We start from the raw sequence: 16091 nt of genomic DNA, 5'->3' as shown, positions 1-16091 counted from the left end.
AGCCTGCTCAACCGCACCGCGCTTGAACTCCGCACTGAACTTCCTTCGCTTCGACATGAACACTCCTCATGGCCCTGCATCGGCCTTCTCGTAAGTGTCCGTGAAAACGGGGGTGAACCCCCCGCTTCGTCAGGATCACAGCCTTGGAAGTAGCGACTTGGTTGGGAGATTGTCCGCCTCCAAGCCACGCCACGACAAACTCCCAAAGCCGGCCGGAAAACTCATGCAAGTGCGGGTGGTGGCACCCTACGGTCGCGGCCTAGCCGGGGCGCACCATCTAGATCTAGGCGCGTGCTCGTGAATCGCGCCAATGCAGTGCTTTGTCCGCTCGATGTCAGTTGTGTCAACGTCCGCTTCGGGTCTGAAGCAGTCGCAAATCTATGAATTCACCTGCGCCTCCAGGTAGTTCCGCACACTGGCTAAGCCTCCAACGCCGCCCTCCACCATCAGGTCGATCGCCGAACGTCCAGCTAATAGCGGGGCGCTGTTGGGCGCCGTAACCCAGCTATCAGCGTTGCGCTCATCCGGGAAGATGGTGTGAAGAGCCTTGTAGATGCCGAGGACGTAGCTGATTCTGATGAGCACATCGTCGGACACCTCGGCATAGTCTCCGCGTAGCCAAGCGTCGAGGGTGGTGCCGTCTCTGCAACCGAGGATCAAGACCTGCTGCTCGGGCAGTACCCGCCACTTCTCGCAGATGCGGAAAAACGTACGCAGCCCAGGGCCCGCCATCTCTCGCTCGATCATCATCCTCCTGACCCCGCTCCTCGCCTCGTTTAATGCTTGCCCATAGGGGCTAATGCCCCGCCGCTATGCCGTTCCCCCGCAACTGGAGTCCAGCGGGACGCACGAAGGCACGGCTTTTGACACCCTTCCTGCAACTTACAGAATTTGAGGAAGACGCCTGCAATTCGGATTGATCCCTTATAGATCTGCCAGTTGCGCATGGCCACCACTGGAATTCACAAGACGCCCCTGCTCAGCCCTACGACAAGTTGCAGTGCATGGTCGCGAAGTAGAAGTTGGTTCCCGGCGGACAGCTCGCAATGAGATCCAGTGCTGCTTGCGGGATCCAACAGGCGATGCTCCGCGTGGCCGCACTGGATTCATCTCCGATGACGTCCAGCGTCATATGGTCCTTCCAATACTCAGGCACGTTATTTTTGAAGGCACTCCTTGCGTGCTCCTGCGTTCCGCTGACGGCCATAAAGAGGGTCTCCCCTTCACCCGTAGCGCCATACGCGCAATAGGCGATGTGGTACTCAACCGAACGGGGTCGCTGCTCGGTGTTCTGCCCGGACACTCCCTCCGGTGCCCCTGCTCCCGCTCCGCCCTGCGCTCGAATGTCGACCTGCATAGCGCTACTCCTTTATCGCCAAATTGGTACGTTGCGGCAACAGGCCCATGCTCGTGGCATAGGCCACTGCCATCTGCTCAGATGGGAACCGCAGTGGTCGTGGGGTGTTCCAGCCATCTGGACGGACGAGGTTGGACACAGGCAGGGGCTTATCCCGCAGCACCTTGGTGAGTCCCCGTCCCCGGACCACGAGTACCCACGAGGACGCTCTGCCGTCGAATACCTGGACGGGCTCGATGACCCTGACCAGTCCGAACAGCCGGGTGATCTGCAGGGGGAACAGGGAGATCAATCCGTATCGCATCGGCACACCTTCTTAGGGCTCGGGAGCAAGGGTTGCCGGAAGGCGTCTCGGCAGCTGCGACCGAGTCCACGCGATTGAACACACTTGAAACTTCGGCGACTTGGGTGAACCGCCCACGGTGCACCGCACTTTGAGCCGCACATTCACGAATCCACCACGACGGGTGGGATCTCACGGGAATTGAGACGGGACAGCAGCTCTGTGTTCTGTCGAAAGAGTGTTTCAAGCTGCCCCTTCATATGGGCGCACTCCTCTCTGGCTCGACCTGCCTCCATGAGCGCTTTGTCCCGATCCGCCATGTGTTGTGCCTGTTGCAGTTCGCTGTGCGCCAGGCGAGCCATCAACTGCTGCGTCTGCATAGAGGCCGCACCCAACTTTTCTTCCGCCTCTCGAAGCGCCCTGTGGACTTCGGCCATGTCGGACGTCTGGCCATCGTAGGCATCGATGACTTGCTGCAGGTGCTGCTCAACTTGGGAGCGCTCATCAGCCCAGGCAACCTGTGCGTTTCGAAGGGCCTCGCCAGCGATCTCGACTGCACTGTTCCAGACAGAATTCAACGCTGCGTTGGACATTTGCAGCACGGGCTCTGGAATCGGCACGGCGGCGACTGCGGGAGGCTGTTGACGCTCCCGTCGCCACTCTCGCATCACGGCGCTTGCCGCGTTCATATCCACCTGCGCGGCATGCCGGACCGCTGCGACGCTCGGAAATTTGCCGCTGCGAGCGTGGAGCTCTGTTGCCGCAGCAATAATGCGCGATCGGGCGTCTCGCCCGTCGCCCGCCATCTGGGTCTGGATCATAAGAAGATTCTTCTTGTAATGGCCGAGTTGACGATGAACTGACCGTTTTGCGCGGCCTGACTGTGTGAGACGTAGCGCTATCTGCGAAAGGTCAACACGTTGTCGCCACTGGGCTTAGACGGCGACCACGGTCGATGAGGATGGCGGCCGTGCAAGCGCAGGTCATTCTCTGCGCTGGCTTGGTCGTACGCCCGAACCAGGCTTCCAACCGCCATCAGCGGCTTGCCCCCATGGCGCTTCCACTGGCCGGACAACAGCGATCGCATCGCAACCGCCCCATCAGGCCAGTCACACCCCAGACGTTCCAGCGCGCCATGCAGCTGCGCGAGCCCCACCAGCTCATGGCCCAAGGCATACAGGTGAGCACCCCCCTCCGCGTAGCACCACAGCTTGCCCACGTCATGGGTGAGAGCGTGAGCGATCCCCACATCTCGTTCCATGCCAGTCAATCGCGGCGTGTCCCGAACGTTCTCTGCCATCTCGATGGAATGCACTGCCAAACCACCGACATACGCATGGTGATGCGCCTTCGAGGCCTGGCACTTCCAGAAGCTTCGGTACACAGCCGGCATGGAAAACACGTTGCTGAGAAAGCGCCTCAACGGCTCGGATTCACAGGCATCCACCACATCGCGACAGCGGAACACGATGTCGTCGCGCTTGCCGAACTGGTCCGGAATCAAGTTGAACACATCCAGCTCCGGCCTCGGCTGGATGCGGGTCACCACATGCGTTTCGCCCTCCGAGGTTTCCAGCGGCATTGCGCACACCTCGGCCTTCAGTACCCGCTCGGCATCCTGGCCCGTCGACGGCAGCCAGGACCACGCATCCATCTGACCGGTTTCCTGCAGGATCCTGAGGTGGCTTGCACCCGAGTCGTAGGTGTGAACCTGCTCGACAATGGCGTTGATCAGGATCGTGCGGACATAGGGAATCTCGATTTCCATTTCGTACTCCTTGGATTAGGCAGCCTTCGAGGCGAGCAACTGATTCAGGGCACTGCGGAGCTGTTCAGCGGACATCCCCGACAGCTGTTCGGGCGTGATCGACAGGAGCTCGGCAGGCGCCTTCTGTCCGTGGGCGCTGAGCAGCCCGGCGATCGCCAGCCCATCCTGACGCGCGAGGTTGGGGACGAAGCGCGAGTACACCGTGAACAACATCTGCGTATTGCTGTGCCCCATGAGTCGGGCGATCCACTCCGGACTCTCGCCCGAAGCCAACATCAGCGTCGCCGTGGTGTGCCGCGTCTGGTAGGGACGACGCTTCTCCAATTCCAGAAAGCGCAGCAGCGGATACCAGATCCGGTTGGCGAAGTTGTGCGCATCGATCGGATTGCCTTCCCGGCTGCAGAACACGTAATCCACATCCGGATCCCGCTTCTCCCACTGCCGCTCCAACGCCTCCCTGACCATCGGCAGCATCGGGATGTCCCGGATCGAGCTTTCGGTCTTGGCGTTCTCTTCGGACTCGCCTGCCGAGAACACCTCCCGGATCCGGATAACTCCTTGTTCGAAGTCGACGTACTTCCACTTCAGTCCGTTGATTTCGCCGGTGCGCATGCCCGTGAAGAACCGACAGGTAACGTAGTTCCGAAAGTCCGGGCGAATGGTGTTGCGAACCCTCTCCACCTCCGCCAGCGAGAACGGCTTGACGTCGGAGCGCCTCCCCTTCAGCCGTTTCACCCCCTTGAAGATGTCCGGCATCCCGAAGCGTTCGCTGGCTTCCGTCATGCACTGCCGCAGCAGACCCATCGTGCGGTTGACGGTCGTAGGCGACAGCTTGGCACTGGAGCGACCAGGAAGATCAGCCAACCTGGCGCGGAAGCTCAGCACGTCGGCCTTGGTGATCGAATCGACCCGCCGGTTCCCGAACTCCGCCAACAGATGCGCGTCGAACGTCGCGTCCACGCTTTCACGATGCTGGCGCCGCCACTGCGGTGCCATTTCCGCACGCCAGGTGATAGAGAAGGTCCTGAAGTCCGGAATCGACGCATTGGCCTCATCCGTCGGCGCACGCCGCACTTGCGGCTCAGGCCTGACCTCCTTGCCAGGCGCAAACCGCTCCCCTCGAGGGCTCTCCGGAAACGTTGCCGCGTAGTCAAAGCTGCCCTGCCGGATTTCCTTGGTGATGCGGTTCAGCAACGACTGGACCTTGCGGCGATTTTCTGCGGTGTCCTGAAGCGCGGTTTGCTCCCTGCAGCGCACGCCCCGAAAGAAGAAGTCGAGGTAGAGCGTCCCCGTCTCGGGGCGAACGCGGACCTTAGCCATGCGCCACCCGACCGCTTGCCATGGGGATGGCGTCCATCGCCGGCGCCCGCCCACAAGACGCCTTGCCAATGTCCCGCTGGATTGCCTCCCAGATGAAGAGGAGCTTCCGGCCACCAAACGGCCGGATGTAGTGCACGCCCTCCAGCAGCACCGCGTCCTTCAGGCGGGTGCGGATGGTCCGCGCGTCGTAGTGGATGCGGGTGGCGAGTTCGTCGGTGGTGATGTAAGTTTCCATCTGGTCGCTCCTGTCGAATGGCGTCAACAGCTGTCGCGTATAGGCGACGCTTGTTGACGATCATAGACGACAGGAGGCGTATGTCAACGACAAATGTCGCTTATACGCGACAGTATTTAAGAGCCGTTCATGATTCGATTCCGCCTGACCGAACTGATCGCGGACAAAGCGTTCAAAGAGCGGCGCGTCGTATCGCTGACGGAAGTGGCCGATGCGACGGGCATTCACCGTGCCACTTTGTCCAAGATGGCCAATCAGCCGGGCGCGAACATTGGGACGGACATCATCGACAAGCTCTGCAAGTACTTCGCCTGCCAGCCGGGCGAGCTACTGACCTATGTCGACGAAGATGCCGGGCTCGCCTGAGCGGCGCGGAATCAGTACCTGAGAACGCGATCTGGGAGGATCGCCGTGATCAGCAGGGGACCAAATGACTAACGACGAATTCAAAAGCACCCTTTGGGGTGCGGCCGACAAGTTGCGCGGCTCGGTCGCTGCAGCGACCTACAAGTACCCGGTACTCGGTCTGGTGTTCCTGAAGTATGTGTCGGACCTGTTCGATGCCCAGGCGCAGGTGATCTTGAAACGCCTGGCCGACCCCAAGGCCGAGTACTACATCCCCGACGAGGACAGCCGTAGGGAGATCGCCGCGCAGTTCATCCAGGACAAGACTTTCTACGACGCCGACAACGTCTTCTGGGTGCCGCCGAACGCGCACTTCAGTGCGCTGCTGGCCCAGGCTGCCGCACCGGATCTTGCACAGCGCCTGGACAAGGCACTGGGCGAGATTGAGGCCGAGAACCCCAGCCTCAAGGGCGTGCTGTACCGCGAGTTCTCTCGTCTGGAGCTCGAGCCAGGCAAGCTCGGCGAGCTGATGCAGCTGCTGGCCAAGCTCAACTTCGACCCCGAGCGCCACGGCAGCCGCGACGTCTTCGGCGAGGTTTATGAATACTTCCTCGGCCAGTTCGCGCTCAAGGAAGGCGCCCGCGCCGGCGAGTTCTACACGCCCAAGAGCGTGGTCAACCTGTTGGTGGAGATCCTGGCCCCGTTCAAGGGCACCATCTACGACCCCGCGTGCGGCTCAGGCGGCATGTTCGTGCAGTCAGCCCGTTTCAAGGACGCCCACGCCGCCACGCGTAAGAAGAAGGGCGACTTGGCCATCTACGGCCAAGAGCTGATGGCCGCTACAAGGCGGCTGGCCTTGATGAACCTGGCCGTGCACGGCCTGCACGGCGACCTGGGCGCTACCTACGGCGACACCTTCCACAACGACCAGCACAAGACCCTGCGTGCCGACTACGTGCTGGCCAACCCGCCGTTCAACATCTCTGACTGGGGTGGCGACAAGCTCACCGACGACCCGCGCTGGGTGCACGGCATCCCGCCCAGGGGCAATGCCAACTTCGCCTGGTTGCAGCACATGCTGGCGCGCTTATCCTCGCGCGGCCGCGCCGGCATCGTGCTGGCCAACGGCAGCATGTCCTCGCAGCAGAGTGGCGAGGGCGACATCCGCCGCGCGATGGTGCAGGCCGATGTGGTCGAGTGCATGGTCGCGCTGCCGGGGCAGCTGTTCTCCAACACCCAGATCCCCGCCTGCCTGTGGTTCCTGACCAAGGACAAGGGCCCCGGCGTCAACGGCCGCATCGACCGGCGCGGGCAGATCCTCTTCATCGACGCGCGCAAAGCCGCCAGCGGCCGCATCAGCCGCACCCAGATCGAGTTCACCGACGACGACCTGCAGCGCATCGCCCAGACCTACCACCGCTGGCGCGGAACCGACTTCGTGATCCCTGCGGAACCCCTCTCCCCCCGGGAGACGGGCAGGGGTGAGGGCGAAGCAGCCGCGCCGGCAGAGGGTGCGAACGACTACAGCAACCTCCCCGGCTTCTGCCACAGCGCCGCACTGGCCGAAGTGGAGAAGCACGGCTACGTGCTGACGCCCGGTCGCTATGTCGGCGCGCAGGCGGAAGAGGACGACGACGAAGCCTTCAACGAAAAAATGCAACGGCTGACCGCGCAGCTGGCCGAGCAGATGGCCAAGGGTGCGGAGCTTGATGCGGTGATCCGGGAGAAGCTGGGCGGGCTGGGTTATGGGGTCTGACGGGGACGCGTGCGGTTGGCCGTCGGTTTCTTTGTCGGAACTCACGGCAGTGCCAGCAACCTATGGTGTTGTTCAACCGGGTCAAAGCACTCCGGATGGCGTGCCGATGGTGCGCGTCAACAATTTCTCTGGTCATTCGCTCAACCTATCGGAAGTTCTGCGGATTGCGCCTGCTGTTGAAGCGAAGTACGAACGAACTCGCATCAAGGGCGGTGACGTGCTGCTGACGATTGTGGGGTCAGTTGGGCAGGTGGCTGTCGTCCCGAAAGAACTGTGCAGCTGGAATATTGCCCGTGCAGTTGCATTGATTCGACCGAAATCGCCGGAGCTTTCGCGCTGGCTATCTTTTGTCCTTCGCTCGCCTACCGCGCAGCACCAACTTGGTGTTGCGGCGAATACGACCGTTCAGACCACCATTAATCTCAAAGACCTGCGTGCCCTTCGAGTGCCTCTCCCGAGCAGGTACGTGCGTTCCGCGATCTGTGAGGTTCTCGGCGCGCTCGACGACCGCATCGACAATCTGCGCCAAACCAACGCCACCCTCGAAGCCATCGCCCAGGCCCTGTTCAAGTCCTGGTTCGTGGACTTCGACCCCGTGCGCGCCAAGGCCGAAGGCCGCGAGCCGGAAGGCATGGACGCCCCCACCGCCGCCCTGTTCCCCTGCGAGCTCGAGGTTTCTGAGCTCGGACCGATTCCGCGAGGTTGGCGTCGACTCGCGTTAGGCGACGTTGCCACGTTGACGAGGGGGAGCGTCAATCCAGCTGCCACTCCCGAAGAAGAATTTCAGCATTACAGCTTGCCTGCGTTTGATACCGGACAGATGCCGCTGTCCGAGAGAGGCGAGACCATCAAGAGCAACAAGACGCCTATTTCCACCGGCGCCGTGCTCGTGTCCAAGCTCAACCCCCACATCCCCCGCATCTGGTTAGTAGGCAATGCGCGCGATCGGGCGGTGTGCTCGACCGAGTTCTTGGTATGGATCCCCAAAGCGGGTGTTGGCAGCGCGTTCGTCTATTCCCTCGCAGCTTCTCCTGAGTTTAATTCCCGGATGCGTCAACTCGTGACCGGGACTTCGAACAGCCATCAGCGTGTAAAACCCGACCAGCTTGCGGGAGTGGAGATCGCGGCGGGCAGCGACGAGGCCGTAGCGCGCTTCGAGTGCGTAGCAGCACCATTGCTTGCACGCGTAGCGCACAACCGCCAGCAGGCCAATTTGCTGGCGTCGCTCCGCGACACCCTTCTCCCTCGCCTGATCTCCGGCAAGCTCCGCTTGCCGGAAGTCGAGGCGGAGGTAGAAGCGGTCGCATGAGGCACACAGGGGGAACTACCGTTGAATGATCTTCCACAGAAGACCCAGTGGGAATTGATCGCCGATGCCGTGGCCGCGCTGGGCGGCAAGGCCAACCGGACCGAAGTCTGGGAATACCTGAAGCGCACACTGCCCGACATTCCGTTCAGCACGGTATCGGCCGAACTCAACGCGGTCGCGGTGAATGCCCCGGCCCGCACGTCCTACCACGCCGGCAGCCAGCCACGCCGTACCGATGCCGGCAACCGTTACGACCGGCTGTTCAAGGTCGGCACCGGCAACGGCGCCTACTACGAGGTCTATGACCCGACGGTGCACGGTGTGTGGGAGATCTACGCCGACCCCGCGGCCACCAGCACCCACAAGACCGCGGTGCGTCGCGTCGATGAGGGCTCCTTCAATGCGCGGGTGGCAATGGAGTACTTGGACCGGCATTACCCATCCAGTTACAGCGGGACGACTCATATCGCGGCCTATCGAACTCAAGCCGGGCGGCAGATGGCATTCGACCCCGGTAAAGACCCGACCAAGAAGTCGACGCTGCAGATTTTTGTGGATGGCTACCCGCCCAATTGGCCAGCGGACGCTGTGACGGAGTATCCCGCCGGGAAAACGCGCAATCACCATCTGGACGTACATGCGCCCGATCTTGCCTCGAGCAAACAAGCCTACGCGGTGCGCGTATCGACCCTCGGGGAGCTGGCTTCCCTGTGCGACTGGTACGGCGCGGGGGAGCGCGATCCGGAAATAAAGGCATCACTGTCGGACTTCAAGCCCATGGCACACGCTACAAACAAGATCCTTTTCGGCCCACCGGGCACCGGCAAGACCTACAACACCGTCAACGAGACGCTGCGGATCCTCGCCCCGGACTTCCTTGACGAGTTTGCCAACGAGCGCGAGACGCTGAAGCAGCGGTTCGACGAGCTGGCACATGCCGGTCGGGTGCGCTTCGTCACCTTCCACCAGAGCTTCAGCTACGAGGACTTCGTCGAAGGCATCCGCGCGAGCACCGACGAGCAGACCAAGCGTCTTCGGTACGAGGTCGAGGACGGTGTCTTCAAGCAGCTGTGCGAGGCGGCCCGCAGTCGCAACATCGCGCCGACGCCGGCGCCGGCGGAGTCGGGTATCGACGTGGCGGGACGGCGCATATGGAAGCTGTCGCTGGGCGATGCCGGTAGTGAAGGCCACATCTTCGACGAGTGCATGCAGAAGGGCATCGCCCTGATGGGCTTCGGCTTCGGCGCGGACCTGACCGGAGTGACCTCCCGCGACGACATCCTGCAGGCCGTGCGCGCCACCGGTGAGGACGTCGGCCCCGGCGACTACGCGATCACGGCGCTGGACCAGTTTGTCCGGCGCATGAAGGACGGCGACCTAGTGGTGGTCACCCATGGCAACCTCAAATTCCGCGCCATCGGCGTGGTTACCGGTGGGTACCGCCACCTGCCGCGCGACGACGGCGAGGAGCACTACGTGCAGGCGCGCCCCGTGCGCTGGCTACGCCAGTACGACCCGCCACGGCCGTATGCGGACCTGATGGAGAACCGCTTCAGCCAGATGACCATCTACGAGCTGCGGCCCGGGTCGATCAATCTCGACCGGCTGACGGCCCTGCTGGCGCCTTCACACCAACCCTTGATGGGAGACCACATCGCCGATCCGGACGAGCCGGAGCCCCGGGTGCTGGTGATCGACGAGATCAACCGCGGCAACGTGTCGCGCATCTTCGGCGAGCTGATCACCCTGATCGAGCCATCCAAGCGCGAGGGCGCCTCGGAGGCGCTGTCGGTCACGCTGCCGTACTCCAAGGAGCGCTTCAGCGTGCCGGCCAACGTGCACCTGATCGGCACCATGAACACCGCCGACCGCTCGCTGTCCGGACTGGACGTTGCATTGCGCCGCCGCTTCGAGTTCGTCGAGATGTTGCCGGAGCCGTCCGCGCTGTCGGGTGTGTTGGTGGAGGGCGTGCCGCTGGACGAGATGCTGGCCGCCCTCAACCGCCGCATCGAGGTGTTACTGGGGCGGGACTACATGTTGGGGCACGCCTACTTCATGCGGCTGCGGGACGAGCCGACCCTGCCGCTGCTGACTGATGTGTTCCGTCGCCAGGTGCTGCCGCTGCTGCAGGAGTACTTCTTCGAGGACTGGCAGAAGATCGCCTGGGTGCTCAACGACCACCGCAAGCCAGCGCCACTACGGTTCCTGCAGCAAACAGAGGGCAGCATGGCCGAGCTGTTTGGCAGCGACGTCGACGTGCCGGGCGAGGGCCGGCTGTGGACGGTCAACGACTCGGCATTCGAGCAGCCGGCGGCATATCTGGGAATCATCAAGGCACCGCCGGGCTCAGATTGAACCTTGTCACCGTCCGCGAACACGCACGGCTGACCACCGGCCCGGTGCCGGCGGGAAGCCTGGACGTGGTCAGCATTCCACCATCGGCCTTCGACTGGCTCTGCCGTGAGGCGCAGCGGCACCGCAGCGGCGGCGCTGCGCTGGTGCAGGTGGAGGACCGGCGCTGGCTGCGGCTGGACAACTACGTTGGCGTGCTGGAGTCGCCCTGTGGAACGCGGATCGAGATCCTGCCCAAGCACGTACGGGGCGAGGCCGGCGTCGCCGAAGCGCGCCGGGTACTGGTGCACATGCTGCGGCACAGCCTTCGCCTGCCAGTACGGGACTCAGGGCCAACCGCGCTGCAGACTTTTGATGGGCCGGTGAGCGAATGGATCATCCAGCAGTTCCTCGCGGAACTCGACGGGCTGGTGCGACGCGGGCTGCGCTTCGACTATCGGCTGGTGGAGGAGGAGGTGCGTTTCTTGCGGGGCCGCCTGCGGGTGGGGCAGCAGGCACGTCAGCCGGCGGGACGGCAGCATCTGTTCCAGGTCGAGCATCAGGTGTTCGATGCCAACCGGCCGGAGAACCGCTTGATCGCGACTGCACTGCGAAAGGTGGCGGGCCTGACCCGGGAGCCGGGTAACTGGCGGCTGGCGCATGAGCTTGAACACCAGCTGGCCGCTATAGACATCAGTGCAGACATACCGGGTGACCTGCGGCGTTGGAGCAATGACCGGCTGATGGCCCGCTACGCTGCCATTCGGCCGTGGTGTGAGTTGATCCTCGGCAACCGGAATCCGCTGTCGGCACTGGGCGACTGGACCGGCCGCAGCCTCCTGTTCCCGATGGAGCGGGTGTTCGAGCGCTATGTGGAGGTCTGCCTGCGTCGCCGGCTGCCGGCCGGGGCAACGCTGAAGACACAGGCGGCAAGCGAATGGCTGTGTCGCACGCCGACGCGGAGAATGTTCCAGCTCAAGCCGGACTTCGTCGTCGAGTTCAAGGGCGAACGCTTTGTCGTGGATGCCAAGTGGAAGCTGATAGACGGTGCTGCTTTCGACTCCAACTACGGTCTGGCGCAGGCCGACTTCTACCAGCTGTTCGCCTACGGACAGTGTTACCTGCAGGGCCATGGACGGATGGCATTGATCTATCCAATGAACCCCGAATTCAAGGTTCCACTGGACAGATTTTCCTTCAATGACCAACTGATGCTGGATGTGTTGCCGCTGGATCTAGCTTCCGGGCGTTGGGCGGAAGATGTACTGCCTGGAAGGTAGTAGCTATTGTGGTTCGGAGGCCTTGGTTTGTTCACCGCAGATGCTTGTGTCTCATTTCGGCCAACATGAGACGTCGCGAAGAGTTGAGTGCACCACGGAGCCAAGCGGCTTCGGTATTGACGAACCGCTTGGCGCACTCCGCGTGCATCGAACGATCTTACAAACAATAACCTATCTCAGAGAGTGGCATGGAGTGAATGATCCCAAGTCAATTTTTTGAGCATTGGAATAGTTTCGAGCAAAGGCATCTTCAGCCCACTTCCTCGCACTTATTATCTCGGAGTTGGGGAGAATATGGAGTTTCTCGAATGTAGAAATGCTCTTTTCAAGAGATGCGCGCTGCGCGGGCAACGCAATGAGAGAAGCCAAATAAGACGCACGTAACGTTAGATAGGGATCTGGCAGTGGCAGTGTATCACGCATTGAATCATGGGTGGCGGGCGATGATAGGTATCTATTTATCGCATTCCTTCCGACATACGGGTCGCCACGCTCTAGCGCGCTTTGCGTGAAGGTCGCAACATGGGCAAGATAGCGACTTTCAAGATATTTTGTGTACCTACCGGATACCATTACTTTCGGCGATGGAATAACCGAGCCTGAAATAACGAAACAACTTTGGGCGTCGGCATCCCCCTGCAGCGCAGCCCTAAGTACGGATGCCATGTACACGCGCGCAACGGTCTCCTCATCCGATCCGGAGCAGAGGTCTTTTGTTTGATCGAGTATCGCTTCGTACCTCCGTAAAGATATACCCATGTCATCGCTGGACGCACCGCCGGCATTCCTGGCGTCGCCATTGATAGTTGCCATTTCATGCTGGGCTACGAAGTACTGCAAGCAGTTTCCCGACTCCCTGAAGGCCTCGACAACGGTTTCCATATCGCTGACACCCTCGCGCGCAGCCTGACGGCGCGCCCATTCGCTAGGTTTTGTTTTGTTGGCGAGAGGAAAGCCCAAGCTATGCAAGGGCTCCGGAAAATCGACTTCAACCTCGTTCGACTTGCGCTCATTTTGATTTTCTAGCCGCTGCCAAAGAAATGCCGCAAAGACCACCAGAGAAGCAAGAACAAATACCGCTATAATTCGTGAGGTTCGCATAATTTAACCGCCAGATGAGCTGCGCAAGGGCAGATTGGTACTCAAGTGCAAATGAAAATGCCTTCAAACTATCGACATTTCTGCTCTTTGTCTTTTCTATATTTCTGTAGGGTATATATCCCATACCAGTCAGCCATTTCCTCACTTGCATTCCCGATCATCAAATGCGCAGCCTCGTGCCCAGCAACAAATACAGACATTTCATCACGGGTCAAATATTCATCTATTTCCTTTTCGCCCGTGTAATGGATTCCCGTTTTTTTTAACCTTCCAGCCCTGAACGCGGCATTATAGAGGCGACCATAAAGGTTCAAATGTCCCGCTGTGCCTCCTACTGGAAGATAAGTAGGTCCAGGTGGCGTGTTGGAACTAGTAACTACCAACCCGTATTGCGGGACACCGTCAATATACTGCTTGAATGCCCATGCCTCGACCCTCTTCATCGTCCGCCCCTGAGTCAACGCGGATTCGGGATGAATATATTTATCAAGAACGCACTTTAACTCAGGAGAGATGGCTAGGTCAGGGAAGGCCACATTGGGGTCGAAGGGGGGAGGTTCAGGGACTCCACCACCGCCGCCGCCCCCACTTGATGGATCTGGCGGGGTTCCACCACCTCCGCCAGAGCCATAATAAAACGGATCTAAATAGCAATCGCCCCCGTGAACGATCACTTTACCATCAACTACTTCTGAAGTACTGGGTTCACACCACCATCCGTCGCCAGCATACTGTAAGGCACTCAACTCCGGCGGGCACACCAGTCCGCCAACAAAGAGAAGAACGCCTGTTAAAACTTTGAACTTAGTCATGCGGATGTATCCCCGTGTGATCTGAGTAAGCGTACCGATTATTTTAAGTAAATGACGCGCCCCTCAACATAGCTAGGATTGCCCTTATACCCTGTTGCGATTAGAAAGTACCCAAACACACACCAGCCGGCAACAATAGCGCCATCGGCACGCCCCTCCCAAGTACATCATCGACCCATGTTATAGCAGCTCATTCCGCTGACTTGGCCAGTTTGCACTGCTACAAAAATACGGCGACCTGCGGTCTGCTTGTAAATCTGTAGCTTGCGAGTGCCTCAAATTGACCACTTCGATTCGAAAGACCCTTCCCCACCCCTAATAATTTATCCCAAAACTCCAGCACCTAGAGTCCGCTGCCGGCCAGAAACAGACATCGACCAACACCTGAGTTAAGCCGCGCCGCGAAGCGGCGTCGGCTTGAACGAATTGTTAGATGCCAAGCCGGCGCTTTGGTCTTGGAGTCAGGCTGACCACGAGTTGAGGATAACGTTTAAGCAATGCGGCTAACCGAGACGATGAGAGCGCCCGCTGCTCCAGGGCATGACTGAAGCTTTCAGCATGGGCTTGCATATATGTGTCGAATTGCTCCTGCGCCTTCTCGCGACTCAGGCCCATCTGTTGCAGGCTACTCATAAGGGAGTCGTACGACATCTGGAGGTAATGCCAGTTTTGATATTCCAGACCGACCCGCTCCTCGGCTTGCTCGTACTCAACAAGCGCTGCATCTAGCTCTTCTTGCGGACTCATGAACTCTCCCATGGCATCTAACACCTGAGTTAAGCCGCGCCGCGAAGCGGCGTCGGCTTGGACGAATGGAATGGACTCCTCCCGCATCACCCACACGGCTTCGGGAGCCAGACTGATATTCCATCAGGACACGGGATCACGAGAGGAGTCCGCCATGCATGCTACGACCGTTGCGGTTGATCTTGCAAAAGACGTATTCGAGCTGGCATTTGCCGATGGCCAGGGTCGGGTGATCGAACGGAAACGGCTGACGCGGCGGGCGTTTGCCCGCGCGTTCGAGCAGCGGCCGCCGCTGCGGATCGTGATGGAAGCCTGCGGCAGCGCGCACCACTGGGCGCGGCGCTTCGTGCGGCAGGGGCACGCGGTGCGGCTGCTGCCGGCCAGCGACGTGCGCCCTTACGTGCGTGGCAACAAGACCGATCGCAACGATGCATCCGGCATCCTCGAGGCCGACCGCTGCGGCGGCATCGCCAGCGTGCCGGTGAAGACGCCGGAGCAGCAGGCCATCCAGGCGCAGCACCGGTTGCGTGAGCATCTCAAGCGCGAGCGCACGGCGACGATCAATCTGCTGCGCGGCGTGCTGCGCGAGTTCGGCATCGTCATCGCACAGGGCGCGGCCAGGGTGTCGGCGCAAGTGCGCGACGCGCTGGAGGACGGCGACAACGATCTGCCGATGCCGTTGCGGCACAGCCTGGGCGAGCAGCTGCAGCGGCTGCTGCACATCCAAGCAGACATGCAGGCCATCGAACAGCGGCTCGACGAATACGCGCGTCGCGATGTCGCCGTGCAGCGCTACCAGCGCGTGCCGGGAGTGGGCCTGCTCACCGCCACGGCCCTGCGCGCCGGTGCCGGCGACCTGGCGCGGTTCAGGAGCGGTCGCCAGTTGTCGGCGTGGCTGGGCCTGACCCCGCGCGAGCATTCCTCGGGCCAGCAGCGACGGCTGGGGCGCATGACCAAGCGCGGCGATGCCTACCTGCGCACCTTGTTCATTCACGGCGCCCGCGCGGTGTTGCAGGGCGCGCGGCTCAAGCACAAACGCGGCCAGCCGCTGGATCCGCTGCAGGCCTGGGCGCTGGGCGTGCAGGACAAGCGCGGCCACAACAAGGCGGCCTGCGCGTTGGCCAACAAGCTGGCGCGGCGGCTGTGGGCAATGGAGCACCACGGCAAGCCCTTCGATGCACACCACGTCAGCCGGCAACCGCTCGCCGCCTGACCCGCCACTTCACCGTTCCACCCGATCAGGCACTTCCGGAAACATCTTGCTCATGGCGAAGGGTTCGGTCCCGAAGCGGAACACGCCGATAACAATGCCGGCCCACGAGGCCGCTTGAACGACAGGCACCCGCTTCGCGACTTCCATGATGGCCCGGGCGCATGCGCCCACCGCAAGGCCGAATATACGAATGCAACCGCACCGCTTCCCGACCGCAGGATCCATCGCGCAATT

The 16091-nt window shown here is 61.3% G+C and carries 16 protein-coding genes; 6 read left to right on the top strand and 10 right to left on the bottom strand.

Features of this window, described 5'->3' with window-relative positions; genetic code table 11:
• Positions 1 to 378 precede the first annotated feature (378 nt).
• From ACK4SG_RS12500 to ACK4SG_RS12475, 6 genes are all read right to left on the bottom strand, one after another.
• Complete coding sequence (locus ACK4SG_RS12500; protein ID WP_409602200.1) at positions 379 to 750, bottom strand: MbcA/ParS/Xre antitoxin family protein; 372 nt, start codon at positions 748 to 750, stop codon at positions 379 to 381.
• A gap of 235 nt (positions 751 to 985) precedes the next feature.
• Positions 986 to 1357, bottom strand: a complete 372-nt coding sequence (locus ACK4SG_RS12495) for a hypothetical protein (protein ID WP_409602198.1) — start codon at positions 1355 to 1357, stop codon at positions 986 to 988.
• Positions 1358 to 1804: 447 nt separating this feature from the next.
• Positions 1805 to 2461, bottom strand: coding sequence for a DNA-binding protein (locus ACK4SG_RS12490; RefSeq protein ID WP_409602196.1), 657 nt, complete (start codon positions 2459 to 2461; stop codon positions 1805 to 1807).
• Between the two features lie 77 nt (positions 2462 to 2538).
• Entirely contained in the window at positions 2539 to 3408 is an 870-nt protein-coding gene (locus ACK4SG_RS12485) for a hypothetical protein (protein WP_409602194.1), read from the bottom strand.
• 15 nt (positions 3409 to 3423) lie between these two features.
• Positions 3424 to 4728, bottom strand: a complete 1305-nt coding sequence (locus tag ACK4SG_RS12480) for an Arm DNA-binding domain-containing protein (protein ID WP_409602192.1) — start codon at positions 4726 to 4728, stop codon at positions 3424 to 3426.
• The gene (locus ACK4SG_RS12475) at positions 4721 to 4963 is read right to left on the bottom strand and encodes a hypothetical protein (RefSeq protein ID WP_409602189.1); all 243 of its coding nucleotides are present in this window, start codon (positions 4961 to 4963) and stop codon (positions 4721 to 4723) included. Before ACK4SG_RS12475 ends, ACK4SG_RS12480 begins: the two co-directional genes overlap by 8 nt.
• Positions 4964 to 5092: 129 nt before the next feature.
• On the opposite strand from ACK4SG_RS12475, the gene ACK4SG_RS12470 reads away from it, so the two are divergent.
• The 5 genes from ACK4SG_RS12470 to ACK4SG_RS12450 all read left to right on the top strand — a co-directional run bounded on the left by ACK4SG_RS12470 (position 5093) and on the right by ACK4SG_RS12450 (position 11984).
• On the top strand, positions 5093 to 5329 hold the full coding sequence (locus ACK4SG_RS12470; protein WP_409602187.1) for a helix-turn-helix domain-containing protein: 237 nt from the start codon (positions 5093 to 5095) through the stop codon (positions 5327 to 5329).
• 64 nt (positions 5330 to 5393) lie between these two features.
• Positions 5394 to 7064 (top strand): N-6 DNA methylase, encoded by a 1671-nt coding sequence (locus tag ACK4SG_RS12465; protein ID WP_409602185.1) that lies wholly within the window; start codon positions 5394 to 5396, stop codon positions 7062 to 7064.
• A gap of 106 nt (positions 7065 to 7170) precedes the next feature.
• On the top strand, positions 7171 to 8373 hold the full coding sequence (locus tag ACK4SG_RS12460) for a restriction endonuclease subunit S (RefSeq protein WP_409602183.1): 1203 nt from the start codon (positions 7171 to 7173) through the stop codon (positions 8371 to 8373).
• 21 nt (positions 8374 to 8394) lie between these two features.
• Positions 8395 to 10728: an AAA family ATPase gene (locus ACK4SG_RS12455; RefSeq protein WP_409602181.1), complete on the top strand. Its 2334-nt coding sequence runs from the start codon at positions 8395 to 8397 to the stop codon at positions 10726 to 10728.
• A complete protein-coding gene (locus tag ACK4SG_RS12450) occupies positions 10725 to 11984 on the top strand; it encodes an McrC family protein (RefSeq protein ID WP_409602179.1) in 1260 nt (419 codons plus the stop codon). Before ACK4SG_RS12455 ends, ACK4SG_RS12450 begins: the two co-directional genes overlap by 4 nt.
• Positions 11985 to 12155: 171 nt before the next feature.
• On the opposite strand, the gene ACK4SG_RS12445 is transcribed toward ACK4SG_RS12450, so the two are convergent.
• From ACK4SG_RS12445 to ACK4SG_RS12435, 3 genes are all read right to left on the bottom strand, one after another.
• Positions 12156 to 13085, bottom strand: coding sequence for a hypothetical protein (locus ACK4SG_RS12445; RefSeq protein WP_409602177.1), 930 nt, complete (start codon positions 13083 to 13085; stop codon positions 12156 to 12158).
• 68 nt (positions 13086 to 13153) lie between these two features.
• The gene (locus tag ACK4SG_RS12440) at positions 13154 to 13897 is read right to left on the bottom strand and encodes a hypothetical protein (RefSeq protein ID WP_409602175.1); all 744 of its coding nucleotides are present in this window, start codon (positions 13895 to 13897) and stop codon (positions 13154 to 13156) included.
• Between the two features lie 429 nt (positions 13898 to 14326).
• Positions 14327 to 14644 (bottom strand): hypothetical protein, encoded by a 318-nt coding sequence (locus ACK4SG_RS12435; RefSeq protein WP_409602173.1) that lies wholly within the window; start codon positions 14642 to 14644, stop codon positions 14327 to 14329.
• A 154-nt stretch (positions 14645 to 14798) separates the two neighbouring features.
• On the opposite strand from ACK4SG_RS12435, the gene ACK4SG_RS12430 reads away from it, so the two are divergent.
• Positions 14799 to 15857 carry an IS110-like element ISPa25 family transposase gene (locus ACK4SG_RS12430; RefSeq protein ID WP_409602171.1) on the top strand — a complete coding sequence of 353 codons (1059 nt, stop codon included), beginning with the start codon at positions 14799 to 14801 and terminating at the stop codon, positions 15855 to 15857.
• A 9-nt stretch (positions 15858 to 15866) separates the two neighbouring features.
• On the opposite strand, the gene ACK4SG_RS12425 is transcribed toward ACK4SG_RS12430, so the two are convergent.
• Complete coding sequence (locus tag ACK4SG_RS12425) at positions 15867 to 16082, bottom strand: hypothetical protein (protein ID WP_409602169.1); 216 nt, start codon at positions 16080 to 16082, stop codon at positions 15867 to 15869.
• Between the last annotated feature and the right edge of the window lie 9 nt (positions 16083 to 16091).

Origin of the sequence: Thermomonas sp., from assembly GCF_046293095.1 — a bacterium.
Lineage (GTDB): Bacteria > Pseudomonadota > Gammaproteobacteria > Xanthomonadales > Xanthomonadaceae > Thermomonas.
This window is presented reverse-complemented; position numbering and strand designations above follow the sequence as displayed.